Source organism: Enterococcus sp. DIV1375a, assembly GCF_051712205.1.
Classification (GTDB): domain Bacteria; phylum Bacillota; class Bacilli; order Lactobacillales; family Enterococcaceae; genus Enterococcus; species Enterococcus faecalis.
The window spans coordinates 2,639,893-2,664,545 of sequence record NZ_JBIOOM010000001.1; the positions used below are offsets into that span (position 1 = coordinate 2,639,893).

The following is a 24,653-nucleotide window of genomic DNA, read 5'->3' on the forward strand; positions in this document are numbered from 1 at the left end:
CACAAGAAAGACGAAACAACCTTTTGTTACTCCTCTATAATAACAAAGAAACCCCCAGCAGAAATTGACGATTTTTTCGCACCCCATGCGAAAATTTTGAAGGTTCCTATTCTGACAAGGGTTACAACAGCTGTTATTTAATAATCGGCTCAAAAAAAGGGCGATTTCGGCAAATTTTTACCAAAATCCCCTGACAAAATTTTAAGATTCCGCTATTTTTAACAAGAAAAGCTCAAAATGTTAGCAACGAATACTAACATTTTGAGCTTTGTTTGATTGTTTTGACGCAAGCCTCTGAAAAAAAACAGTATTTTTTTCGCCCAGCCCGCTATTTTTCCGCAAGACTAACCAAGTAAGGCGCTAATGAATAGCCCTAAGGCATAGGTGCCATTGAAAACCATTAAGTTTTTAATGGAATGACGGAAACTTTTCGGCTGCGGCAATTCTTGTTTAAACGTTTGAATATTTTTCCAAATGACAGGCAGAGTGGCAAACGTGATTAACACTGGCCATTGATAAATACCACTAATGAAGCCGAATAAAATCACCAGATAACCAGCTAGCGCTAACACTTGAAACAGCACAATCCCTGCTGGGCGCCCGATATAATAGACTAACGTATAACGGTGGTTCTCAATATCCGTGTCTAAGTCCCGTAAATTATTGGCGAGCATGATGTTAGCAATCGAACAGACCAAGGGCAAGGACGCCACGACAATCGCAAGTACCGCCCAGAGATTGCCGTCTAAGCGAAAGGCGCCACTGGCGAAATCAACCGTTAAGTAAAAAGGCGGATTGGTGACGACGTTCAAGTAAACGGTTAAGACGAAGATGCCTAAGCCCATCGTGAAGCCACTGAAAATTTCCCCCAAGGGCATGCGGGATAACGGAATCGGTCCATACGTGTAGAAAATACCGATGAAGCAGCAAATCCCGCCTAATACGAGGAAGAGCCAGCCGGTTTGAACCGTTAAGTACGCACCCACAACGGCAGTGAAGGCAATCATGGCGAAAATCATGTTGCGAACTAGTTGTGGTGAAACCCCTGATTGTCCGATAATGTTTTCTTCATATTTATAGACGTCTGATTTGGCTTTTTTGAAGTCCATGTAATTATTAATGGCGGTGGTGGCCATATCAAAGACCACCATACCAATGAAGAAAACCAGCGTGTTGCCCCACTGAACTTCCCCAAAATAGGTCATTGAAAACAAGACCCCGATAATAAAGGGAAAGAGACTGGCAAGCTTCGTCTGAATTTCCACTACTTTTAAAAACACATTTAAAGACATTTTTAGTCGCTCCTTATTTCAAATCGGCCCGATTCCCCATCGTATAGCCAGAGTCTTTGCCGATTTCAAAGTTGCCTTCGATATCTTTGCTGATGTAGACTTTGTCGTCTTTTGTGACGAAAATGGCATCGGTTCCTTTCAGACTTTCGACATATTCTAGTCCTTTTTTGACGCCCATTGAGAAGACGGCTGTTGAGAGACCATCACCATCGATGGATTTGTCGGTGATAATGGTGACACCCGCGATGTCGTTATCAAACGGATAGCCAGTTTCACGATCGAAGAGATGGTGGTAGGTTTTGCCATCGACTTTTAAGTAGCGTTCATAAATTCCTGATGTGACTAAGGTTTTGTTGCTTTCTTTGACTTGACCTAAAACAGTGTTGCGGGCTTTATTCGGATCTTGAATGCCGACTGTCCAATCCATGTCTTTGCCGCGTGGGCTGTGTCCTAAGACGTAAACATTCCCGCCTAAATCGACGATAGCGGTGGTGACGCCGTTGTCTTTGAGGACTTTCACGACTTCGTCGGTGATGAAGCCTTTGGCAATTGCACCTAAATCCAATTGCATGCCTTTTTCTTCAAGGTAAACGGTTTGCTCTTTGTCGTTGAATTTGACTTTCGTGTAATCAACAAGTTTCAAGGCTTGATCAATTTCGGCTTGGCTTGGTTTGCGGGCATCATCGAAGCCAATGTGCCACATAGAGGTGATTGGGCCAATTGCCATGTCGAAGCCGCCGCGGGAGTCTTTGCTGTATTCATAGGCTTTTTTCAACAAAGGATACAGGTCATCTGACACTTTGACTGGTTTTACGCCTGCTTCTTGGTTGATTTCATCAATTTCTGAACCTGGTTGGTTGACCGTGATTTTATCGCCTAGTTCTTTAACACGGGCAAAGGCTTTCGGTAAGACGTCTTCTTTGCCATCATCGTAGATGCGAATTTGAACGTAGGTACCAAGCATTGTTTGACGGTCAGAGTATGGTTCTGTATTAATTTTCGCTTCTGGTTTTGAGGAACAAGCAGCTGCCACAAACAGCAATGCTAGAACACTCACCATGAGCAGAAGTTTCTTTTTCATAGGATTCCCTCTTCTTTCCTTCTTTAATTAAAAAATAAGTTCTCTTGCATAGTAGCCTTTTTTGGAAAAAATGAAAAGTCTTTCTCTTGGAAATTCACAAATTTCTGTGAAAAAATTTGTGAAATGATGGACAGAACTAGCGAAGAAAAAGGGGCGGGAAAGTCAGCCAACCGACTTTTTCCCAACCCCTCAATGGTGTCAAGTAATTGCTGAAAAGCATTTCAGGAACTACTTCACGATTCATTTATTTCTAATTATTTTGTTACGATGTTGTCAACAACGATTTCAGTTGTGTCGCCTTTTTCAGCAGCGTTCACTAATTGTTGTGCGTAGTTGATGAATGAATGTGTGCTGTGTGTTGCACCAGTTACCACTTCAACACCTGCAGGTGAGCCGTCTTCTTCGCCCATTGCTTTAACAAATTCTTTGTTTAATGTTTCGATATATTCTTTTGGTCCAACGCCAGCAACGTCTTTCATTTTGCTTTCGTATTCAGTGTCATCTTTTTTAGATTTGCCGTCAGCGTTCACGTTATCGTAGTTAGATTCAGTCACTTTACCATCTTTCACAGTCATTGAGAATGTTGTGTGGTAGCCGTTTGAGTCATTTTTTTCTTTCAATGAGTACGTACCATCTTTCAATGTTGCCCCATTGTCGATTTCGATTGTGTCTGTGTTACCAGCTTGTGCTGCTTGGATTAATTGTTGTGCGTAGTTTTGGAATGATTCAGATGAATGAGTCGCACCAGTTACTACTTCCACACCGCTTGCGCTTTGTGCTTTAACAAAAGAATCGTTTAATTGTTTGATGTATTCTTTTGGTCCAACACCAGATTTTGCTTTCATGCTTTCTTCATACTTAGTGTCTTCTGTTTTAGATTTGCCGTCAGCATTGATGTTGTCATATTTAGATTCAGTGATTTTGCCGTCTTTTACAGTCATTTCAAAGACTGCACGGTAACCATTTTTTTCATTTTTTTCTTCTAATTTATACGTACCATCTTTTAAATCGCCACCGGCAACTTTTTTCGCTGGTGCTGATGATTCAGTTGATTTTTTCGTTTCTGAAGATGCTGCGCTAGAAGAGTTCGTTGTGTTGTCTTTCTTGTCTGCGCCACAGCCTGCTAATACTAAACTAAATAATGCAATTGCCGCAAAACCTTTAACAAATTTATTCACTTTCATTGATAGTCACCTTTTCTTTCATGATTTTCACAAACATCAAAAGTTTGTGATACATTACACATTATAATGGTTTTAAAAACGTTGTCAAGACCATCCCCTAAAAATATTTACATTTCGGTCTTTTTTTCATCAAAAACTCATCGTTGGAGTAAATTTGTTGACAATTAAAATTTATATTAGACAAATTCGTGAAATACTTATATAATGTTAGTCGATTGTGTACTTATTAATCATTATCACTATTTTACTACTTACAATATTAAGGAGCGGATTGTCAATGACAAAGCAAAATATTGTCGTTGTAGGTGCTGGGTATGCTGGCGTTTCAGCTACTAAATTTCTAGCAAAGAAATTTAAAAAAGATACGGACGTAACAATCACATTGATTGATCGCCATTCTTACCACACTATGATGACCGAATTGCATGAAGTAGCAGGCGGACGTGTTGAACCAGAAGCAATTCAATACGACTTACAACGTTTGTTCTCACGCAAGAAAAACGTAAAATTGGTAACAGATACTGTTACTGGGATCGACAAAGAAAACAAAGTTGTGAAAACTTTAGCAGGTTCTTATCCATTTGACCAGTTAATTCTGGGTATGGGTGGCGAACCAAACGACTTTGGAACACCAGGCGTGAAAGAAAATGGTTTCACCTTATGGTCATTTGATGATGCAGTGAAAATTCGTCATCACATTGAAGCAACCGTTGCTAAAGCAGCCATCGAACCAGATGCTGAAGTACGCAAAGCAATGTTAACATTCGTTGTCTGTGGTTCTGGTTTTACTGGGATCGAAATGGTCGGCGAATTAATCGACTGGAAAGATCGTTTAGCGAAAGATGCCAAAATTGATCCAGACGAAATTACATTAATGGTTGTTGAAGCAATGCCAACCATCTTAAACATGTTATCTCGTAACGATGCTGCCAAAGCAGAACGTTATCTAGAAAAGAAAAATGTTCAATTATTATTGAACTCACCAATCGTTGAAGTTGCAGCAGATCACATTAAATTAAAAGATGGTTCTGAAGTACCAACGCATACGTTAATCTGGACAGCTGGTGTGAAAGCAACTTCTGATGCCGCTGACTTTGGTTTAGAAGCAGCCCGTGGTAGTCGTTTAGTTGCGAATGAATACATGCAAGCAAAAGGTTACGAAGACAAAAACATTTATATCATTGGTGACTTGGTTTATTACGAAGAAACACCAAATACACCAACTCCTCAAATCGTTCAAGCAGCTGAACAAACAGGTCATACTGCGGCTGCCAACATCGTTGCAGATATTAAAGGCGGCGAAAAACACGCCTTTAAAGGAAACTACCAAGGATTCATGGTTTCCATCGGCGCGAAATGGGGCGTTGCCAACTTATTCGATAAAATTCATTTGAGTGGTTTCTTAGCCATCATTATGAAACATATCGTTAACTTGAAATACTTCTTTGATATTCGTTCTGGTTACTACATGTTCCAATACATTATGCACGAAATCTTCCATATTAAAGATGATCGTTCTGTTGCTCGCGGACATACGTCTCGTTACGGCAATGTCTTGTGGAGTGTTCCGCTACGTGTCTTCTATGGTATGGTTTGGTTAGTCGAATCAATGAAGAAAATTGTCGGCAACGGCGATTACTTGAAACCAAGCACTTGGTTTGGTGATGGTTCTTGGTTCACAGATAAAGTCGTTTTCCCATTCCCTTGGTTACAAGAACAAGTAACAACAGGTGCTTCTCAAGCAACTGAAACAGCAACAACTGCTGCAAGTGGTGCGGCGGATGCGGCGGCAAGCGGTGGTGCCGATGCGGCAACACAAGCAGCGCACTTTGGTTTAAGCTACGCTTACGGCGAAACACCAATGCAAGTGTTTGATCACATGCCTAAATGGTTCGAAAGCGTAATGAAATTTATGATGCCAAACCAAGAAGTTGCTTTGTTCATGCAAAAATTCATGACAATCGTTGAAGTATGTATTGCTTTAGCATTGATTGCTGGTTTATTCACTTGGTTATCAAGTGCTGCTACAATTGGTTTAACAATTGCCTTCTGTTTATCTGGCATGTTCTATTGGGTAAATATCTGGTTTATCTTTGTCGCTTTTGCTTTGATGAACGGTTCAGGCCGTGCTGTCGGTTTAGACCGCTGGGTAATTCCATGGATTCAACGCAAACTTGGTAAAGCGTGGTATGGTACCCCGAAAGCTAGATACGGCGGTAAGTAAGCAATCGATAATCGATTGACAACTACGAGCAAAAGCTGAGACACATGTCTCCAGCTGACTATCATAGGATTTAGTATGTGGGACAGCAGTCAAGCATGACTTTTGTCCCACATATTTTCTTTTATATAATATGGTGGCTCAACTGGAAAAGAATACTTCTTTTCCGTTCACTGTGTTATGATAGACAAGAAAAAAACACCAAAGGAGAGAGAAGAAAATGACGATCAAAGAATTCATTAAGAAAAGTCGCTTGAAAACATGGGACGTTATTATTATTGCTATTTTAGTTCTTGGTTCTTTTCTGCCCCTTGTTGTTTTTGCCATGCAAAACCGTGGTCAAGAAGCGGCTACGTATCAAGCAGTCTTGAAAGTAGACAACAAAGTAATCAAAGTCTTTGACTTAAAAAAAGACGGCCCGCATTATACATATAAATACGAAGCAAAAGACGGTGATTACAACCTGATTGAAGTAGATGGTGATCGTATCCGCGTGAAGGAAGCCAACTGTGCTGACTTAGTGGATGTTCGACGAGGCTGGATTTCCAAACCTGGTGAAACCCCGATTGCCTGTCTACCCCACAATTTGTTTATCACCGTGGAAGCTTCTGATGGGAGTGAAGACGGTAGCTTAATTTATTAAGCACGACAACTATGAGCAAATTACACAAGAATATTTATATTGCTATGCTCGTTGCCCAAGGGGTCATTATTGGCTTAATCGAAAATATGATTCCTTACCCTTTCGCATTTGCTCCTGGGGCAAAGCTCGGTCTAGCAAATTTAATTACCATTATTGCGATTTTCACCATGCGTAAGCGTGATAGTTTTTTCCTGGTCTGTTTACGTTTGATTTTAACGACATTACTGGGCGGCACACTTTCGACCTTTTTCTATAGTGCCAGTGGTGCCTTATTAAGTTATTTCGGCATGTTGCTTGTCAAGCAGCTGGGGCCAAAACGGGTCAGCATTATCGGGATTAGTGCCGTTGGTGGTTTCTTACACAACGTTGGTCAGTTGCTAACGACCTCTTTCTTTGCTCATTCGTGGGCGCCGATGCTGTACTTACCATTTTTATCTCTGTTTGGGTTACTCTCGGGGATTGCCATTGGGATTGCCGCTAATTATTTACTACAACATGTCCAGACGTTACGAAAATTCCAACTGAATTATGAACAAACAACGAAACATAAGTGGAGTCAATTTTTCTAATTGAAAACCTGTCCGCCACAATTAAAGGAGTCATCTTATGAATATACATCCTATGTGGAATACCTATCCTACGTTATCAAAAGAATTAACAACTACTCTTCGCTTGATGGAACAAGCGGTTCAAATCGATAATCAAGAGATTCAAGCTGCTGTCCATGACATGATTCATTCTGGCGGCAAATTGCTACGTCCAGCCTACCAACTGTTGTTCTCTTATTTTGGTGAACAGCGGGACCCTAAAAAGGCGACAGCGTTAGCGGCTTCCATTGAATTACTGCATACCGCCACGTTAGTTCACGACGATATTGTCGATGAAGCTGATACGCGTCGTGGCTTGCCAACATTGCGTTCGCGCTTTGGAAATAGCACAGCCGTGTATACAGGCGATTATCTTTTTGTTTGCTGTTTCAAGCTCTTATCTGATTATTCTTCTTCATTAAAAAGCATTCAATTAAATTCGCGCAGTATGGAAAAAGTCCTGACTGGTGAGCTTGGTCAAATGGACAATCGCTATAATTTCGAGGTAACGATTGACCAATATTTAAAAAATATTTCCGGGAAAACAGCGGAATTGTTTGCGCTAAGTTGTTTTGTCGGTGCCTATGAAAGTGGCACCTCCCAACGTTTTGCCAAACGTTGTGGTGAAATCGGCGAAAATATCGGACTGGCTTTTCAAATTATTGATGATATTTTGGACTATACACAAACTGCTGACGCTATCGGCAAACCCGTCTTAGAAGACGTACGTCAAGGCGTGTATTCTTTGCCCTTGATTTATGCACTTGAAGCCAATCGTGAAGTCTTGTTGCCACTTTTAATGAAAAAAGAAGCCTTGACCGATGAAGAAACACAGGAAATTTATCGTCTTGTCCATGAACTAGGTGGCGTAGAAAAGGCCCAAGAATTAGCCACTCATTACACAGAAAAAGCGCTGAAAGAAATCAGCAAACTTCCTGAAACAAAGGCCCAAGCGAAAGAACAATTGTATGAAATTACACAAACGATTTTGACAAGAGAAAATTAAAAAAGCCGCTGGATCCTATTGAGGATTTAGCGGCTAGCTTTTTAGGTGATATCTTGGTATAATAAACACGAAGAGAGCGTACTAGACATACGCTCTCGGGTAGACCGTTTAAGACGGTAGCTTGATTTTGATACGGAAATAAACCCGTCAATCCTTGCTAAAGATTATGACGGGTTTATTTTTTGTCGTTTTTATTACTGATTTTGACAATTAATGTTGTTACTTATACAACTTAACTACTTTTGATGCTTCATTCCATCTCTAATTTGTATTACCTAGTGAATACATGTTATACTAATTAAAAAATGGAGGTGTTAGCTATGACATCAACAAAAACAAGAAAACAAGGAAACTCATTAGTTATAACAATTCCTGCTACTTTAGGAGTTAAAGAAGGGGAAGAATTTGTTATTCTTCGCAAAAATAATGGCTCCATCGCATTGATTCCAAAAGTAGAAGATTTTTTTGAAAATACTGCTGAAGGAGAGTTTTATCTTCCTGAATTAGCGATTGATTATTCACCTAGCGGAGGAGAAGTTGATGGGCTATAAACCAACTCAAAGAGATATTGTTATTATCGACTTTGCGCCTTCTAAAGGTTATGAAATCAGAAAACGACGACCTGCTCTCGTAATGAGCAAAGACAGTTACAATATTTCAACAAATTTAGTTATTGTCTGTCCAATAACCTCGTTGGATAAGGAACGTCCTTTTCTTGTCCCTATTTATAGCGAAAAACTTCATACCTCCGATAATGCAGTAAGTAAAGTGAATACGCTCCAAGTCTATTCACTCGACTATACAGAACAGGCACAACGCAGAATAAAATATGTAGATACGTTAGACGAAGAAACATTTTACGAAATTGCTCAAAAGTTTTTACAAAACTTTTCTTTTGCTGTTTAATTCGGCTTCAACTGAACACGCATATATGATTTACTATTCGACTTTTCCGTTTCAACTTGCTATAATAAACACGAAGAGAGCGTACTAGACATACGCTCTCGGGTAGACCGTTTAAGACGGTAGCTTTAATTGTGGATAAATAAACCCGTCAATCTTCGCTAAAAGTTATGACGGGTTTATTTTTTGTCGTTTTTATTACTGATTTTGACAATTAATGTTGCGAAAGCAATCGCAAGCATCAATGCTTCAAAGACAGTCACTGCTATTCCTTTCTAGGGAAAAAGCGAACAAGCAAAAACATTGGCAGTCCCCCTTTTTTGAGAAATTGCCACCGTCATAAACTTCCTACTTGTGTAGTATAACACATTTGTACCTTCCTAGAATACGCTTTCTTTTTTATTTACTATTCGACTTTTCCGTTTCAACTTGCTATAATAAACACGAAGAGAGCGTACTAGACATACGCTCTCGGGTAGACCGTTTAAGACGGTAGCTTTAATTTATTGGTTAATAAACCCGTCAATCTTCGCTAAAAGTTATGACGGGTTTATTTTTTGTCGTTTTTATTACTGATTTTGACAATTAATGTTGCGAAAGCAATCGCAAGCATCAATGCTTCAAAGACAGTCACTACTATTCCTTTCTAGGGAAAGAGCAAACAAGCAAAAACATTGGCAGTCCCCCTTTTTTTGAGAAATTGCCACCGTCATAAACTTCCTACTTGTGTAGTATAACACATTTGTACCTTCCTAGAATACGCTTACTTTCCTGATTATTCAACAGCCGCTTTCTTTTGTAATAAAAATCGCGCACCGTTTACTGGGATAAAACGATTCAGCCAACTAAAATTTTTTAGACTAAACAGACCGACCATCTTTTTTGATGGTCGGTCTGTTTAGTCTATTGCTCCGCCTTTACTCCTTCTCCGACAATGCTCGCCAGACATCAAATGTTTGTTTTAAGCCTTGGACATTATGAACACGTAAAATTTCTACGCCTTGTTGTGCTGCATACAAGGAAGCAGCGGCTGAGCCAAAATCACGGTTGGCTGGTTCTGGTTCGTTCGTTAAAGCGCCAATGGTTCGTTTGCGAGAAACGCCGTATAGTAACGGATAATCTTGGTAGCGAAAGGCGTTAGGATCTTTTAACAGTTGAAGGTTTTCTGCGACAGTTTTATGAAAGCCAATCCCTGGATCGAAACAAATTTTTTCTAAGGAAAGCCCATATTTTTGGCATTGTTCAATTTTTTCTGTATAAAATTGGTGTAACTCTTCTTTTAAAGAAAGAGATTGGCGTTTTCTAGAATGCATAATCACAACTTGGATTTCAGGATATTGTGCGAGGACTTCTGCCATCCCCGGAGTGTCTAATCCTTTGATGTCATTAATCATTGTGGCGCCAGCTTGGATCGCAGCTTCCGCTACTTCGGGATAGTAGGTGTCCACAGAAATCGGCGCTAGAGAAGTCTCACGTATTTTTTTTATTAATGGTAATACTCGTTCTGCCTCAACTTGTGGAGAAACTTCTTCGTAGCCAGGACGTGTGGATTGGCCGCCAATGTCTAAAATATCGGCCCCCGCTTCTAGTAGATGAAGCGCATGTTGATAGGCCACGTCGACCGTTGTGTAGCTACCGCCATCAGAAAAAGAGTCGGGAGTCGTGTTGACAATTCCCATAATTTGGTAATTCTTTTTTAAATCAATCATTGTCACATTGCTCCTTTATCTGCTGAATCATCTTTCGTAAAGCCCGTATTCTAGGACTTATCTTCATTCGTTCACTCGTGGACAACTCCGCTAAGGTTTTGCCTCGGTCTGGTAAATAAATAATCGGATCAAAGCCATAACCGCCTGTACCGCGCGGTTCAACTAATTCACCAGTCAAAGTGGCTTCCGTTTGCAACAGTTTGTCGTCATTGAGTACATAGACCAACGTGGCTGATAAGGTTAACTCTCGGGTCGACTGTTGCCCTTCAAATAAGTGCAACAGTTCGCGGTTCTGTTCTTCCGGATTGGCTGAATGGAAAAAGCGGCTTGTATGAATACCTAATAAATCAGGAAAAGCAGTTAACGTTAAGCCGCCATCATCACCTAACACTGGGCGGCCAATTAATTGTTGGAAAAAGCGAGCTTTTAGATAAGCATTTTCAGCATACGTAGTGCCAGTTTCTGCAGGTTGTTCTTGACTGGTTGTATACTTTCGATAAGAGACAAGTCGAATAGCGGGGTCCTTAAGTCCTGATTGCATTTCTTTTAACTTACCTTGGTTATTCGTGCCAACAATGATTTCCATTTTCTAACGTATCTCCATTAAAAATTGATTTTTCCACTCTTGTTCTTTAAATAGTCCGGTAAATTGAAATGTTTTGGTGCTACTTTGTGGTGTTTTCACGCCGCGCATCGTCATACACATATGTTCCGCTTCAATGGCTACTGCAATGCCTTTGACGGGAATATTTTCTTGGAGTTTGCGGGCAATTGTCACTGTTAAATCTTCTTGAACTGTGGGACGTTTGGCACAATGTTCTACTAATCTTGGTAACTTGCTTAGTCCCAATACTTTGCCACCTTCTGGCAGATAAGCGACATGTACTTTTCCATAAAATGGCAATAAATGGTGTTCACACATTGAATAAAAGGCAATATCTTTTACTAGAACCATTTCGCCTTCATTTAAGCTATCAAATAATTTATAATCGTCAAATTCAGGTTCGGTTAATCCACTAAAAACTTCTGCATACATTTTAGCTACGCGTTTGGGTGTATCAATGAGTCCTGCCCGTTGAGTATCTTCCCCCACTGCTTCTAAGATTGTGGTAACTGCCTGCTCAATTTGCGCTTGTTTTTCCTGCTCCATCTCTACCATTCCTTTTCGCTTACTCGCACTTCTTCTTGATTGCCACTGCGCTGAATCCACGTAGCTATTGGCGCGCCCAATAGTTGTTCCTCTGCGTAAACATCACTTAAGGGAATCAAAACAAATGACCGTTTTGTTAATTCTTGATGAGGAACTTGTAAGTGGGGCAACGTGACTGACTGCCCCCCTAATAATAAAATATCAATATCAATAATCCGCGGACCCCAGTGAATTAATTTTTTACGTTTCATTGCTTGCTCAATCCCTTGGGTAACAGCCAATAACTCTTCAGCGGTATAGCTAGTATCAATCTTCAATACGGCGTTCAAAAAATCATCTTGGTCTGTATAGCCGTAAGGATCCGTTTCATAAAGTTTTGAAGAAGCCACGACCTGAATCTGCGGGTCTTCGTTTAAATAATTGCGGGCTTTCACTAAATTTGCGTATGGATCGCCGACGTTACTACCTAATGCTACATAGCCAATCATCTATACTTCTCGCTCCATTTCAATTTCAATATTGTCAAAAAGCCCGGGCATCGGCACACTATATTTTCTAATTTTAATGATAATTTTGTTCAATTGTTCTTGATAATCTGCGGAAATATCATCTAAAATAGCACTCGCTAAACCTTCGATTAAATCGTACGAGTGATTGTTTACTCGTTGGGCAATCAATTCATTCACTTCGGCATAATTGACAGTTTGAGTGACATCATCTGTTCGCCCTGCCTCAGCTAACGACAACTGCATTTCAAGGTCGATTTCTACTTGCTGTCCTAGACGTTTTTCTTCTGCCAAAACACCATTTTTTGTGAAAAATTTCAAGTTGTTGATTCTAATTTTATCCATCCTCTAACTCCCTACCCTCTGTTTTGCTGATTTTTTTAATCATAGCATATTTCTTGGAAAAGTCAGTAGTTAAAAGATGGAAAAGTGGTTATTGGTATGATATAAAAAATTACTTTTTACGAATCAAATAGTATAACTCGTGTATTCAAAAAAGAGCGTTGCTGATGCAACGCTCTTTTTTGGGGTTTATTCGCCTTTTATCGCATTGTTACAAATTCTTCTGAGCCTGTTGGATGAATCGCAACAGTATTATCAAAATCAGCTTTGGTCGCGCCCATTTTAATAGCGACTGCAAAGCCTTGTAGCATTTCGTCAACACCGATGCCGATGCCATGCAAACCGACAATTTTTTCTTCTTTGCCGACACAGATTAATTTCATGTCGCATTTTTGACGGTATTCTCCTAAAGCAAAATACATTGGTGTAAAGCTAGAGCGATAGATTTTCACTTGGTCTTCACCATATTCTTCAAGCGCTGCTTTTTCCGTCAAGCCAATTGTCGCAACTGGTGGATGGGTAAAGACCACCGTTGGCACCAAGTTATAATCCAGATATAAATCGGTTTGTCCGTTAAATAAGCGTTCAGACAGGCGCCGACCAGCGGCAATCGCGACTGGCGTTAAGTCGATTTTACCAATGACATCGCCGACTGCGTAGATGCCATTTTGCGTGGTATTTTGGAATTTATCTACTTTGACGTAGCCTTTTTCATCAAGGGCTACTTTCGTATTTTCTAAGCCTAATTGATCCGTGTTCGGCTGACGGCCTGTCCCGAAAATCACGGCATCTGTCGTGATTGATTCACCATTTTCAAATGTAATAACGTACTCATTCTGCGCCGTTTTTTCAATTTTAGCTGGTGTTGCATTCGGATGAATTTGCATGCCCATTTCTTGATAGCGTTCTACGACTTTTTCAGAAAGCATGTCATCAAAGCTTCGTAATGGTCGTTCATGACGGAAGGCCCAATATGTTTCTGCGCCTAAGCCATGTAAGGTTCCTGCTAATTCGGCTGCGATGTAACCCGCACCGACAAAGACCACACGTTTTGGCATTTCTTCTAACGCAAAGAAGCCGTTTGAATCTAAGGCATATTCTTCTCCTGGAATACCTAGTTTTTTCGGACGACCACCTGTCGCGATTAAAATGTGCGGCGCCGTATATTCTGTCCCATTGACTTCAATTGTTTGCTCCCCAGTAAACGTAGCGTAACCATGGATACGTTCAATGTTGTTACTGTCTAAACCACGATTATACGCACCATGTAAGAAGTCAATATATTTTTCACGATTTTCAACTAATTGTTTAAAGCTAAAATTTTTGATTTCAACATCAAACCCGTAGCCTGCTGTATCTCTTTCCATCATTTCCATCATGCTGCTGGCTTGCCACATGACTTTTTTAGGCACACAACCAACGTTGACACAGGTCCCACCAATTTCGTTGCCCTCAATTAAAAGGACGTTAGCTCCGTGCATTCCTGCGCGGTTAGCAGAAGCAATCCCGCCACTACCGCCACCAATAACAATATAATCATAGGTTTTCATTTATTCTGGCTCCCTTTCAATTTGAACTTTCTCCCTTATTATCGCAAAAAATAGCAAAAAAAGACAGTCGTATTACTTACTTTTGTTTAGTTTTCTGCTGCTTCTGTTTCATGGATTCGTTCCGTAAAAGCACTGGGGGAAAGGAATTCAATCGTAGCATTGTCGAAGGGAATTCCTAAATCTTCTTTCGTTACGTTTGGGTTCATTGTAATGACGTAAAGTGTTTTGCCTAAGGAAAGTGCAATCCCAATTTCTAAATAACTTAGTCGGTCAAAGTCACCATTAATAAAAACGTAGGTTGCTTCGTGAAGATACCGTTTTATCACTTCAATATCTGTAAACATTCCGGTTTGAACACAATCTGCTAACCCGAAGCCCACTGCACCCATACAGCCATGCTCATCTTCAAACAGCTGAGGATCTACCAAAAGGTCCGTTTGAATACGAGGGTTTTGACCAATTTGGTAGGCGAATAATTTAGCCATAGTTATTCCTCCTTCTTTTTGATTACTTGTTAGAACGTAATAATTCAAGAACAATTTCTGTTTTGTCCTGCTCCGTTTGAATAGCTGTTCCTAATATCTTTTCTATTTCTTCTTTAGGTAATTTAAAAGCTTGATTTAGTTGACTTGCAGGAATGACTTGGTGCTCTAAAATCATGTGGTAAACTTTTTGGAAAACTTCTGGCTGTTCGATAGTCAGTTGTTCATCGTAAGGCTCTTTCGTTTTCCATTTATTTTTAGCAATTCTTTTATTTAAATAGAGACGTTGATCATCATTAATTAACGCTAATGTGTATGTTTTTTGAATCATTGATTGAAGAGAAACTTTCCAATACTTTTTCAAATCAATATAGTATTCTAACGAAATAGACAAGAGCGAATCAGAAAAAGCCGCTGAAGGAAGGAGAAAATGCGCAGCAAATAGATTTGCTTGATACTCAATAATGTTCTTTAATTCTGTTTGCGAATACTCATGAATACTTTCAACACCGTTGTGTAATAAAATATGTCCTAGTTCATGCGCCACGTTAAAACGACGACGGACAGCAGATTCATGATTATCTGTGAGCATAATAAACGGCCGACCAATCATCCAACGCGAGACCGCATCTAGTGTTGGATTGGACATGTTGGCTTCTGAAATAATCACACCATTTTGTTCAGCCAACTGAATGAGATTAGGGACTGGCGAAATCAAGTCTAAGCCCCAAATTTTCCGTAATTCCTCAGCCTTTTTCACAATTTCTTCTTCTGTGATTTCATAAATACTCTTTTCAATTAATTCTGGTAAACAAACTTTGGGAAAGTTCACATATGTTGCTAATACTTTATACACTTCTTGCACATATTTTAACCGCTCTTTTTGCATATCTCTTACTTTCTTCGTTGCCGCACTTCGGCTTCTAAAAAAAGTTGCGCCTGAATACAATTCAAATGTATCTGCTGAAAAGAAACTACGGGGAAATTGTAAAACAGAAATTAGTTTTAATATGCTATCTGCTTTAGGAATTGTTTTTCCCGATTCGTAATTCGAAATCATTTGCCTAGATAGCTCTGCTTTTTCGGCTAATTCTTTCATTGTTAATCCTCGTGCAATGCGAGCCGAAGTTAATTGCTTTGGATTAAAAATCAACCTCTCGTTCATTTTCTAGTCCTCTCCTTATCAGTTCGTCAGCGGTTGACGTAAAAGTCAAATGTAGGTCCTTACGAACTTCCTCTGGATTTTTTAAAAGAACTGGTGCCTGCGTAATATCAATTTGGTCAATCCAACGACCAACTCCAATATCTGGTAACCCTAATCGAACAAAACGTAATTGATGATTCGATCCGCCATAAGTTAGTAATAAGAATGGCGGTTGATTGGCATCATAATACTCATTTAAATCTTCTGGTTTGTCAAATAAATTATACTGCTTATTTAATAAGCTCCCACGATTTCTAAATAATGCCTTTTTAGGAACTGAAGCTTCTGATAAAACTTTCGCTGGCGTTAAAATTGCGCCTTTGGTTTCAATCATTAAGTACGTATGACCATTGACATATCGACTACTAGCTTTGTCAGCTATTTCATGTGGGATTGCTGATGAAGTTAACACTTGTTTTAAACCAACATCAACCAATCCATGCCGAACGTGTCCCCAAACTTTTTTCATTTCTGCTCGTTGAAAAATAGATTCTCTTTCTGTTAGCTCCATTAAGTAGCGATATGCTTCTCTTATGCTTAACGATAAAACACCAACCATTCGTGCATCACAATTTCTTTTTAAATGTTCTTTTAAAATACTCATTATTTTCTCTCCTTTTTTCATAACACCCCAACAACATACCATGTTAACATTTTGCCTTTTCTAAAAAAATATGTCAACACAAAAAAATGAACTTAGGAAGGTAAGTCATTTCGACTTACCTTCCTAACTCTGAATTTTAAAATAAACGGCGAGACAGATATAGCTTCTTCTGTACTCTTCAGGATAAAACTTCAATCGACAGCCCTAGCCCGACCTCATATTTCAAATAACTCTTCTTATAACTTTTGCTTTGCACTGGTCCTCAATACATATTCCCAACCACTTTTACTCGTAAGCGGGTTGCATTTTCTGGATGATATGCGAGTGGTGTTTCTTCCACCTCGACTAACTCGATTGTGCCAGGGACTGCACCCGCAAGTTCAGCTTGTTGGACGGCTTTTTCTTGGGCATCAGTCAACGCCGCGTCTCGTTGGATTTTTGAATAAACATAAATTTGTTCGTATTGTCCGCTAATCTGAGCGATAGAGGCACCGATGGCATTCGCCACTGCTCCGTTTTCGTTGCGAATTAGCGCTTTAACGCCTGTCAATTCTTCGGGGATGATAATACTCCCACCACCAACTAAAACGACCGTCACGTCTGCGGAACTGGTCTTCATGCGATCAATCGCTTCACTGACCAATTCGCCAATTTTTTGGTACACTTTTTCCGCAAACGCTTGGTCTAAATGAGCCACTTTGCTAGGATCACCAACTTGGGCATGGCCTAAGCGAACCGCAATATCAGTGGTCGTTAATTGTGTGCCGCCAAAAACAAGGGCCTCTTGTGTAATACGGTAGCCGACACTGTCGGGGCCAACTGTCACAGAACCATCTGGTTGTTCACGCACTAGACTGCCACCGCCGACACCAATTGACACGATATCTGGCATTCTAAAATTGGTCCGTACCCCGCCAACATCAACGGCCAGTGAAGATTCTCTTGGAAAGCCATCCACTAACACGCCAATGTCGGACGTTGTGCCACCAACATCTAAAACAACCGCATCTTTCAAGCCAGCTAAGTATGAAGCGCCACGAATACTATTGGTTGGTCCACAAGCAATGGTTAAAATAGGAAACTGTTTGGCATACGTTAACGACATTAACGTACCATCATTTTGACATAAGTACACTTGGGCATGATGAATTTTTTCTTGTTCTAAGGCTTGTTCAAAGCCTTCGCTGGTCACTTTAATTACTTTGTGCAACGCAGCATTCAAAATTGTCGCATTTTCCCGTTCAATTAAACCGACAGACCCAATCATTGAGGAGCAAGATACAGGAACATCTGCCCCTAACACTTCCTTCGCAAGCGCTTGAACAAACAATTCTTGGTCATTTTTTAAAGAAGAAAAAACGCCAATTACTGCGATTGCCTCTACTTCTCCTCGCCAAGACGCCAAAATCCCACGTAATTCTTCTTCGTCCAGTGCAGTCAATGGTTGTCCATCATATTCGTAGCCGCCATGTGCTAAAGCATACGTTTCTGAAAGAGTAGCCACTAAATCCTTGGGCCAAGCTGTGTAAGGCAAGACCGAAGCGGTTGCTGGATAGCCCAAACGAAGGACCCCAACTTTTGCTAATTTTTTTCGCTCAACAATGGCATTCGTACATTGGGTCGTGCCCAACATTGCATGTGTGACTTTGGTTGGGTCCACTGCTGATTCTGCCAAGACTTTATTTAAGGCACCGGCAATCCCTGTTTGAATATCATCGGTTGTTGGAACTTTCACTGAATGAATCAAGTTTAATTGATGATCTAAAATAACAGCATCTGTATTTGTGCCGCCGACATCGATACCGATTTTATACATTTATTTGTCCTCCTTCGCTACTAAGTTTTCTAGTGGTTGATAATCCATTTCGTAGCCGAATTTCGTAGCCGAAATACCGAGGACCCACTGTTTCGATACCTTTTTTCGTTCGCCAAGCGGCATTCGCTTTCAAGCCCATTACTTGGACACATTTGCCGTATTTCAAGCTTTCTGTTGTCACAGGCGTTAAAGTTTCTAAATCTACCATACAAATCAAATCAGGCGTCATCGCAATCACCTGACCATCTTTCTCGGCAATTAAATTTTCATTTTGAAAATGGACGACTGCTTCTGAACCAGCATCACTGTTTAAGCCACTCAATTTGACACGTCCCAAATTGAAGCCACCTTTTACTTCTCGTTCCACATCTAGAATTTTTCCTTGGAACAATTCAAAGCCATCCGTAACTTCTACTAATGCTTGGCGTTTTTCTTGTTCATCTGCATAGGTACCTCGAATCACTTTGCCAATTTCTTCTGATAATGTCACGATGTTGTGAATACCATAGTCTTGTAATTGTTTGCCTGTCGCGGGATAAATGCTCACTAAAGCACTGGCGCCCATTTCAACCGTTTGAACACGAGCAAGACGTTCTGTCCAAGTATTATCAATCGTTTCCATAATGCCAATATTTCCTTTTTCATCAGTAATTGCCATAGGGGTCGCTGACATCCCATTCAAATGGAACGTTACCATAGGCAATTCTGGAAAGGCCCGACCCATACCATCACAATCCACCAAGGGAATGCCTAGCTTCGCTGCAACAACAATTGGAATCATTGAATTGACGCCCCCAGCTTCCATTGGAAAGGTCCCCGCAATCGTTTCTTGGTCTAAATATTTTCCTAACTTCTCAAAGACACGGACGAATTCGTCGCCTTTGGGAAATTTTTCAATTGCGACAGATGGGGCACCCATCATTGCGGCGGGTAGGAAAAAATCCTCCGCGGCAATTTCTTCTGGAGAAACCAGTTTGACAGGTCCGTTTTCTTCGATGGCGGACAAAGCCATCATTTTACCAATGTAGGGATCACCGCCACCTCCTGTCCCTAAAAAAGCTGCTCCTGTGGCTATATTCTCAATTGCTTCTGCATCTAAATAACGCATTCTCCGACACTCCTCTTCTTCATTCCATTTCTAATGATTCGGTGTTCGTCTGTTGACGTTTTGCACCGAAATAATAAATAACAAACGATAAAACAATGCCAATTAGCGGTTGGTTAGGCAATTGAGGGGCATTGGGAAAGAAACTCATAATCACCGGAATGCCCCCCACTGCAGCACCAATTAGCCATGAAAAAACACCAAATTTATTCACGCCAGGCGTTGGCTGCCATTTGGTTCGATCGCCTTTGTTAATCAACCAATAGGCAGCAATCATTACACCAGCCACTGGTGGAACCATCGCAGAAAGGACAGACATAATCGGCGTAAAGTAATTTAAGATCCCCACAACTGCTAATAAGGTCCCAATGGCGCCGGCCGCACCGACAGCGACTTTTTCTTTTTCTTTTGGAATATCAAAGACATTAATCAAGGCCAGTCCGCCAGAAAAAGCATTCACGGCATTCGTGGTCCAAGTTGCTAAAATTAGCGCAATAATTCCTAAAACTGGAAAACCGAGATTCATAAAAACTTCCGTGATATCGATATCTGCGGTGTTCGAAGCAATGGTCAAGACCGCACCAACGCCAATCATCAACAAGCCTGTCGGTAAAATCCCTAATGTGGCCGCTTTAACCACATCTTTACGAGAAGAAACATATTGAGAGTAATCTCCAGCAATTACTGCGCCTAATGCAAAAGAACCGACAGTCATTGAAAGACCTGACATAAAGCTTCCTGCTGTTTGAGGTGTATATTGACTAACAGCTTCCCAACCGTTGTTTCTTAACGAAGCCACCAAGCCATAAAGACAAACCAGAACTAACACAGGAACCGCAAAATAATTCAGAATTTTCAATATTTTTATGCCATAAAGAGCCGAAATAAGCATGATAATTCCCCAGATTAAGGAAGAAAGCGACACAGGTAAATCAATGCCGTAAATTTTTAAAAAGTTCGTGAAGGCGCCGCCGCTGACATTGGCTTGCAAACCAAACCAACCTAAGCAAGCAATCGCTAGAATAATGGAAATAATCTTTTGCGAACCTTGAATGCCAAACACTTGAGAAGCGACTTTGACAGAAGGTTCTTGTAAGTCGGAACTTTGAATTCCTTGTAAAATCATTAAAATAACAATAATACCGTAACCAATAAATCCTGTTAACAAAGCTTCCCATAAAGGCATGCCTGCAACTAACGTTCCTCCAATAATTAATCCTGGCACGCTAATCATTGCGCCCGCCCAAACAAATGCTAAGCTAAGCCACGATTGTTGTTGCTTGTTTTTTAATTTCATTCTCATTCCTCCTTAATTATTTTTTCAATTATAACGAAAAATCAGTCATAGGTCTTTTTCAAATTGAAAAAAATATCGAGGAAGTTTTGGCTTAAAATAAAAAAGCAGACAAATCGGCTACTGCCGATTGTCTGCTTTTTTCATTCATTCGTGACCAAGCGATATAAGATCATCGCCAAATAGACTTCATAGGCTTCGGCGGCGTTAGTCATATCATAGCCGAGCGCTTCATTAATTTTACTGATACGATATTTGACCGTATTTTTATGAACAAATAGGCGTTCGCCGCATTCTTTAAAATCACTACTTGCATCTAGTAAAAACGTTCCTAATGTCATTAACTGCTCTGATTCTTTTAAGAGAGGTTGGATAACTGCTAAGCGTTGTTGGATTGCTTCTTCTCCTGCTTGGAGACACGTCATCATTTGTTGAACTGTACGAATTTCCGCGATTGATAACACTTTTCTTTGTGGATAGACACGCTTTAAAAACGGTGCGACTTGATTAGCGGTTTGGTAGCTGACACGCACTTCAGTCGTGTTACGAACTTTCGGACAAAGGATGATTTCACCTAAATAGTCCTGATAGTCTGTGGCTTGCAAGTATTCTTTACTAATCGTGGCTTCAGGCTGTTTGTGTAAATAATTACCTAAGAGAACAATCAGATAATTTTCTGTTTGCTGGACAATCGTTGTTTGGTAATAGTAACGTAGGAAATCTTTCAAATCTTGCTGAATAGCGTGGATTTCTTGTCCTTGTTGCCAAATGGGCAAAAGCCACATCGTTTCGACAGAAGAAATATCAATCATTAATTTTTTGGCTAATTGGTACATCTTATCACTTTCATCGTTAATGATTGCTTGGACTAAGGCATACTCACTGACTTCGTCATAGTTTTTCCCCCATAAATTCAGAGCCATCTGAACAACTTCCACCGCTTGATTCATCTCAAAAGAGGTTAACTGCTCTTCTTCTCGAATGAAGTAAAGCTTCAATGTTTGTCCATCTTTCTGAGGAAGTTTTTGCGAGGTAATGAAGTAGGTCGTTTCTCCCAGCGCTACTTTCTCTTGTGATTGATAAAGTAACTTGGTTAAGGGCAATTTCGTGCTTCGCGGCCAATTGATGGTGCTGATGATTTCATTGGTATATGTGGTTAACGCAATATTGACTTTTAAAAAATCGGATAGGATTTTCAAGGTCATTTCCACACTGCGGTTTTGTTCAGGCAAAAGGGAAACTTTTTCCAAGAGGTCCGTTGCAAAAGAAGCCATTTTATTTTTATTGACTAACAATTTCATGACTTCATAAATGACTTCGTTGTAGCGTAATGTGGGATCATTTTTAGGCATTTGGATTAAAATGAAACCTAAAGAATCCGCTAATTGAATCACTTCCTCTGCAACTTTCGGTACGATAATCCCAACGTAGTACAAGATTAGGCCTACTTCGCCTAATTCATGGAGATGCCGAATCGTTTCGCATTGCTTCACCACATCATGACGAATGGCACAAAATGAACCAATCAAAATTTCGCCAGCATGGTATTCATTTGTTTTGTGAAGTTTTTCCGAAAACAAAGACATATCAGAGACTTCTAAAAAAGAAAGAGAAGCAACAGATGTGTCCAATTGGTTTTTACCAGAAAGTACCGTTGCTTCTCGCAAAGACGGTAATTTTAATAAATCATTCACGCGGACACTCATAATTACTCCTCCTTTTGGCTGGTTTATTTTTTCTTACGAATCATATCGCCGACTGCAACAGGTTGCGTCACTTCCATTGTTAATAACATCATGGGATTAGGTGCCCGATCGATCGCTTCACCGTCTTCATTATACATCTCTTTAACGGTTTGGTGGAAATGGGTAAACCCAGGACCATAAAATTCAATTTCATCGCCGACACTGAAAAGGTTCCGTTGACGAATCGTTGCGACTTGCGTCTTTTCATTGTACGCAATCACTTCACCAACAAATTTATATTGCGGAATTTTACGACGTTCGCCGAATAATTGTTCATTTTCACTTGGTGTATTGTAATAAAAACCAGTTGCTAATTCACGTTGTGCTACTTTCCATAATTCATCAATCCACTCTTGTTGGCAGACATAGTTTTCAGGGTCTTCCATGTAAGAATCGACGGCTTTTTTATACACATTAGCGACTGTCGAAACATAGTGAATGGATTTCATGCGACCTTCAATTTTAAAACTATCGACACCATTTTCAATTAATTCTGGAATATGTTCAATCATAGACATATCTACGGCACTCATTGAAAACTCTTCTTCAACTTCCCCTTCACTGGTTTTGCTCCGACGTTCTGTCCCAAAAGGCATATCAAATAACTCATATTTCCAGCGACAAGATTGAGAACAACCGCCACGATTGGCATCCCGCATCGACATATGATTGGACAAAGTACAACGTCCTGAATATGAAATACACATTGCTCCATGAATAAAGGCTTCAATCTCAATGTCCGTATTTTCACGAATCGCTGCAACTTCCTCCATTGAAACTTCGCGCGCTAAAACCACACGTTCTAAGCCTTCATTTTTCCAAAATTCTAATGTTTCATAGTTGGTTGCTGAAGCTTGTGTCGATAAATGGATAGGTAAACCTGGTGCTTCTGTCGCACAAATTTCGATTAAAGCTGGATCGGAAACAATCACAGCTGAAATTCCGATGTCTCGCAATTCTCTGAAAAACGCTCCTGCCCCTTCCTGGTTTCCTTCATGAGTGACCATATTGGCAGCGACATAAACTTTCGCATTATGTTCGCGGGCAAAGGCTACGCCTTCCGCCATTTCTTCTGGCGTGAAATTTCCTGCGCGGCTACGCAGACCGTAGGCATTCCCTCCGATATAAACGGCATCGGCACCGTAACGAATTGCGACTTTTAGTTTTTCTAGCGTCCCGGCTGGAGCCAACACCTCGGGACGCTTCAATGTTCGTTCTGTCATTACTTTCATGTTCTTCTTCCCCTTAAATGAATCAATTTATTTTATTGCATCGGCACTTAAATCAAAGAAACCATTGTCTAAGCCACGACCTGTTGGATGTAATTTTTCAATTTCAGCTGTTGCATGAGCTGCTTGATCTTCGGACCAAGTTCCCGCTTCAAGTGCTGCTTTCGCTTCAGCAAATAAGCGAGCAATCGCGACAAAATTTTCACCTGGCGTGTAAAGGCCATCGAGCTTCCAGGTACGATAGTGATGGTCATACAAGTTTGTTAACTCATTCATCAAGTTCACATCGTTATTGGCAAAAATATGCGTACCATGACTATCTTCATAAATGGAATAGTGGGTTTCTGGTTTTTTGGGTTCAGAAATAAACAGCCCTTCGTCTTTCGTAACCCCTTTGTCGTTCTTTGTGTAATTGTAGTAATTTTGAATTAATGGGCGTTTCGATTGATGAATACACGTCGCCCCATAGACAAGAATTTCAGCTGGAACTGCTAAGTTTTCTTCCATTGCGACCATTTCTTCAAAAGGTACTTCCCGAGCTAGGACAGCTCCGATGGCTCCTCGTTTACTCCAAAAATTGATTTGACGTGAGCTCGTTACCAAGGTTTCGCCATCATAAACGTAAGGAATTTCTAATCCATCTCGTTGCATAATAAACACAATCCCCGGATCACCCAAAGTAATTTTATCGACGTTGATTTCTTTTAAAAATGTCAGATACTCTGGAACTAATTTCATTTTTTCAGGGTGCATAATGCCATTTACTGCAACTAGCACTTGTTTGCCCATTTCATGTGCACGTTTCACAATCTCGCGTTGTTCATCTCGTGTAAAAGATACGGGCAAACGCAACCCGAATGTCTCTTCTCCAATATATAATGTATCCACACCTGTTGCGAGTAATTCTACAGCCTGCTCAACAGATTCTGCAGTTGCAATCAGTTCAATCATAAATATAGCCTCCTTCTTTATGACCGTTTAATAGTATCATACGTTCACA

Annotated in this window: 23 protein-coding genes and 1 pseudogene; 6 read left to right on the forward strand and 18 right to left on the reverse strand. The window is 40.3% G+C overall.

All coding sequences use genetic code 11. The features are described from left to right. Positions 1–344: 344 nt before the first annotated feature. The 3 genes from menA to pplA form a co-directional block, all read right to left on the reverse strand. Positions 345–1,292, reverse strand: coding sequence for a 1,4-dihydroxy-2-naphthoate polyprenyltransferase (menA, locus tag IGJ63_RS12775; protein WP_010821964.1), 948 nt, complete (start codon positions 1,290–1,292; stop codon positions 345–347). 13 nt (positions 1,293–1,305) lie between these two features. Further along, on the reverse strand, positions 1,306–2,373 hold the full coding sequence (locus tag IGJ63_RS12780) for an FAD:protein FMN transferase (protein ID WP_010823312.1): 1,068 nt from the start codon (positions 2,371–2,373) through the stop codon (positions 1,306–1,308). A gap of 254 nt (positions 2,374–2,627) precedes the next feature. Beyond that, positions 2,628–3,557 (reverse strand): extracellular electron transfer flavoprotein PplA, encoded by a 930-nt coding sequence (pplA, locus tag IGJ63_RS12785; protein WP_002368513.1) that lies wholly within the window; start codon positions 3,555–3,557, stop codon positions 2,628–2,630. A gap of 277 nt (positions 3,558–3,834) precedes the next feature. On the opposite strand from pplA, the gene IGJ63_RS12790 reads away from it, so the two are divergent. The 6 genes from IGJ63_RS12790 to IGJ63_RS12815 all read left to right on the forward strand — a co-directional run bounded on the left by IGJ63_RS12790 (position 3,835) and on the right by IGJ63_RS12815 (position 8,920). Continuing rightward, positions 3,835–5,781, forward strand: coding sequence for an NAD(P)/FAD-dependent oxidoreductase (locus IGJ63_RS12790; RefSeq protein WP_002354747.1), 1,947 nt, complete (start codon positions 3,835–3,837; stop codon positions 5,779–5,781). Positions 5,782–5,998: 217 nt separating this feature from the next. Next, entirely contained in the window at positions 5,999–6,421 is a 423-nt protein-coding gene (locus tag IGJ63_RS12795) for a NusG domain II-containing protein (protein WP_002354745.1), read from the forward strand. Between the two features lie 11 nt (positions 6,422–6,432). Next, on the forward strand, positions 6,433–6,990 hold the full coding sequence (locus IGJ63_RS12800) for a Gx transporter family protein (RefSeq protein ID WP_002354743.1): 558 nt from the start codon (positions 6,433–6,435) through the stop codon (positions 6,988–6,990). A gap of 37 nt (positions 6,991–7,027) precedes the next feature. Next, positions 7,028–8,014, forward strand: a complete 987-nt coding sequence (locus IGJ63_RS12805; protein ID WP_002372605.1) for a polyprenyl synthetase family protein — start codon at positions 7,028–7,030, stop codon at positions 8,012–8,014. A gap of 305 nt (positions 8,015–8,319) precedes the next feature. Continuing rightward, positions 8,320–8,565 carry a type II toxin-antitoxin system PemI/MazE family antitoxin gene (gene mazE, locus IGJ63_RS12810; protein ID WP_002385128.1) on the forward strand — a complete coding sequence of 82 codons (246 nt, stop codon included), beginning with the start codon at positions 8,320–8,322 and terminating at the stop codon, positions 8,563–8,565. Next, positions 8,555–8,920, forward strand: coding sequence for a type II toxin-antitoxin system PemK/MazF family toxin (locus tag IGJ63_RS12815; protein ID WP_002370162.1), 366 nt, complete (start codon positions 8,555–8,557; stop codon positions 8,918–8,920). The genes mazE and IGJ63_RS12815 overlap by 11 nt, the downstream gene beginning before the upstream one ends. Positions 8,921–9,834: 914 nt before the next feature. Here the strand turns inward: IGJ63_RS12815 and folP are convergent. The 15 genes and pseudogenes from folP to IGJ63_RS12890 all read right to left on the reverse strand — a co-directional run bounded on the left by folP (position 9,835) and on the right by IGJ63_RS12890 (position 24,604). Then, entirely contained in the window at positions 9,835–10,626 is a 792-nt protein-coding gene (gene folP, locus IGJ63_RS12820) for a dihydropteroate synthase (RefSeq protein ID WP_010706955.1), read from the reverse strand. Then, positions 10,619–11,212, reverse strand: a complete 594-nt coding sequence (locus tag IGJ63_RS12825) for a non-canonical purine NTP pyrophosphatase (RefSeq protein ID WP_002379022.1) — start codon at positions 11,210–11,212, stop codon at positions 10,619–10,621. Before IGJ63_RS12825 ends, folP begins: the two co-directional genes overlap by 8 nt. A gap of 3 nt (positions 11,213–11,215) precedes the next feature. Then, entirely contained in the window at positions 11,216–11,785 is a 570-nt protein-coding gene (gene folE / locus IGJ63_RS12830; RefSeq protein ID WP_002383148.1) for a GTP cyclohydrolase I FolE, read from the reverse strand. Continuing rightward, on the reverse strand, positions 11,779–12,264 hold the full coding sequence (gene folK / locus IGJ63_RS12835; RefSeq protein WP_002354734.1) for a 2-amino-4-hydroxy-6-hydroxymethyldihydropteridine diphosphokinase: 486 nt from the start codon (positions 12,262–12,264) through the stop codon (positions 11,779–11,781). Before folK ends, folE begins: the two co-directional genes overlap by 7 nt. After that, a complete protein-coding gene (folB, locus tag IGJ63_RS12840; RefSeq protein ID WP_002354733.1) occupies positions 12,265–12,627 on the reverse strand; it encodes a dihydroneopterin aldolase in 363 nt (120 codons plus the stop codon). 197 nt (positions 12,628–12,824) lie between these two features. After that, on the reverse strand, positions 12,825–14,174 hold the full coding sequence (gene gor / locus IGJ63_RS12845) for a glutathione-disulfide reductase (RefSeq protein ID WP_438746600.1): 1,350 nt from the start codon (positions 14,172–14,174) through the stop codon (positions 12,825–12,827). Between the two features lie 86 nt (positions 14,175–14,260). Beyond that, a complete protein-coding gene (locus tag IGJ63_RS12850) occupies positions 14,261–14,659 on the reverse strand; it encodes a hypothetical protein (RefSeq protein ID WP_002358946.1) in 399 nt (132 codons plus the stop codon). A gap of 22 nt (positions 14,660–14,681) precedes the next feature. Then, entirely contained in the window at positions 14,682–15,821 is a 1,140-nt protein-coding gene (locus tag IGJ63_RS12855; RefSeq protein ID WP_002365444.1) for a helix-turn-helix domain-containing protein, read from the reverse strand. Next, a complete protein-coding gene (locus IGJ63_RS12860; RefSeq protein WP_002354729.1) occupies positions 15,799–16,464 on the reverse strand; it encodes a hypothetical protein in 666 nt (221 codons plus the stop codon). Before IGJ63_RS12860 ends, IGJ63_RS12855 begins: the two co-directional genes overlap by 23 nt. Before the next feature lie 262 nt (positions 16,465–16,726). Further along, positions 16,727–18,280 (reverse strand): hydantoinase/oxoprolinase N-terminal domain-containing protein, encoded by a 1,554-nt coding sequence (locus tag IGJ63_RS12865; protein ID WP_002360919.1) that lies wholly within the window; start codon positions 18,278–18,280, stop codon positions 16,727–16,729. Continuing rightward, positions 18,281–19,388, reverse strand: a pseudogene (locus tag IGJ63_RS12870) (DUF917 domain-containing protein). A gap of 19 nt (positions 19,389–19,407) precedes the next feature. Further along, positions 19,408–20,688: a cytosine permease gene (locus IGJ63_RS12875; protein WP_438746602.1), complete on the reverse strand. Its 1,281-nt coding sequence runs from the start codon at positions 20,686–20,688 to the stop codon at positions 19,408–19,410. Positions 20,689–20,822: 134 nt separating this feature from the next. Then, positions 20,823–22,385: a PucR family transcriptional regulator gene (locus IGJ63_RS12880; protein ID WP_002354724.1), complete on the reverse strand. Its 1,563-nt coding sequence runs from the start codon at positions 22,383–22,385 to the stop codon at positions 20,823–20,825. A gap of 23 nt (positions 22,386–22,408) precedes the next feature. Beyond that, a complete protein-coding gene (locus IGJ63_RS12885; protein WP_002368523.1) occupies positions 22,409–23,656 on the reverse strand; it encodes a peptidase U32 family protein in 1,248 nt (415 codons plus the stop codon). A gap of 27 nt (positions 23,657–23,683) precedes the next feature. Beyond that, a complete protein-coding gene (locus IGJ63_RS12890; protein WP_002354722.1) occupies positions 23,684–24,604 on the reverse strand; it encodes a peptidase U32 family protein in 921 nt (306 codons plus the stop codon). Positions 24,605–24,653: the final 49 nt, after the last annotated feature.

Coding starts and splice junctions, on each gene's coding strand:
- menA (WP_010821964.1), bottom strand. CDS start 1,292: ATGTCTTTAAATGTGTTTTTAAAAGTAGTGGAAATTCAGACGAAGCTT.
- IGJ63_RS12780 (WP_010823312.1), bottom strand. CDS start 2,373: ATGAAAAAGAAACTTCTGCTCATGGTGAGTGTTCTAGCATTGCTGTTT.
- pplA (WP_002368513.1), bottom strand. CDS start 3,557: ATGAAAGTGAATAAATTTGTTAAAGGTTTTGCGGCAATTGCATTATTT.
- IGJ63_RS12790 (WP_002354747.1), top strand. CDS start 3,835: ATGACAAAGCAAAATATTGTCGTTGTAGGTGCTGGGTATGCTGGCGTT.
- IGJ63_RS12795 (WP_002354745.1), top strand. CDS start 5,999: ATGACGATCAAAGAATTCATTAAGAAAAGTCGCTTGAAAACATGGGAC.
- IGJ63_RS12800 (WP_002354743.1), top strand. CDS start 6,433: ATGAGCAAATTACACAAGAATATTTATATTGCTATGCTCGTTGCCCAA.
- IGJ63_RS12805 (WP_002372605.1), top strand. CDS start 7,028: ATGAATATACATCCTATGTGGAATACCTATCCTACGTTATCAAAAGAA.
- mazE (WP_002385128.1), top strand. CDS start 8,320: ATGGAGGTGTTAGCTATGACATCAACAAAAACAAGAAAACAAGGAAAC.
- IGJ63_RS12815 (WP_002370162.1), top strand. CDS start 8,555: ATGGGCTATAAACCAACTCAAAGAGATATTGTTATTATCGACTTTGCG.
- folP (WP_010706955.1), bottom strand. CDS start 10,626: ATGATTGATTTAAAAAAGAATTACCAAATTATGGGAATTGTCAACACG.
- IGJ63_RS12825 (WP_002379022.1), bottom strand. CDS start 11,212: ATGGAAATCATTGTTGGCACGAATAACCAAGGTAAGTTAAAAGAAATG.
- folE (WP_002383148.1), bottom strand. CDS start 11,785: ATGGTAGAGATGGAGCAGGAAAAACAAGCGCAAATTGAGCAGGCAGTT.
- folK (WP_002354734.1), bottom strand. CDS start 12,264: ATGATTGGCTATGTAGCATTAGGTAGTAACGTCGGCGATCCATACGCA.
- folB (WP_002354733.1), bottom strand. CDS start 12,627: ATGGATAAAATTAGAATCAACAACTTGAAATTTTTCACAAAAAATGGT.
- gor (WP_438746600.1), bottom strand. CDS start 14,174: ATGAAAACCTATGATTATATTGTTATTGGTGGCGGTAGTGGCGGGATT.
- IGJ63_RS12850 (WP_002358946.1), bottom strand. CDS start 14,659: ATGGCTAAATTATTCGCCTACCAAATTGGTCAAAACCCTCGTATTCAA.
- IGJ63_RS12855 (WP_002365444.1), bottom strand. CDS start 15,821: ATGAACGAGAGGTTGATTTTTAATCCAAAGCAATTAACTTCGGCTCGC.
- IGJ63_RS12860 (WP_002354729.1), bottom strand. CDS start 16,464: ATGAGTATTTTAAAAGAACATTTAAAAAGAAATTGTGATGCACGAATG.
- IGJ63_RS12865 (WP_002360919.1), bottom strand. CDS start 18,280: ATGTATAAAATCGGTATCGATGTCGGCGGCACAAATACAGATGCTGTT.
- IGJ63_RS12875 (WP_438746602.1), bottom strand. CDS start 20,688: ATGAGAATGAAATTAAAAAACAAGCAACAACAATCGTGGCTTAGCTTA.
- IGJ63_RS12880 (WP_002354724.1), bottom strand. CDS start 22,385: ATGAGTGTCCGCGTGAATGATTTATTAAAATTACCGTCTTTGCGAGAA.
- IGJ63_RS12885 (WP_002368523.1), bottom strand. CDS start 23,656: ATGAAAGTAATGACAGAACGAACATTGAAGCGTCCCGAGGTGTTGGCT.
- IGJ63_RS12890 (WP_002354722.1), bottom strand. CDS start 24,604: ATGATTGAACTGATTGCAACTGCAGAATCTGTTGAGCAGGCTGTAGAA.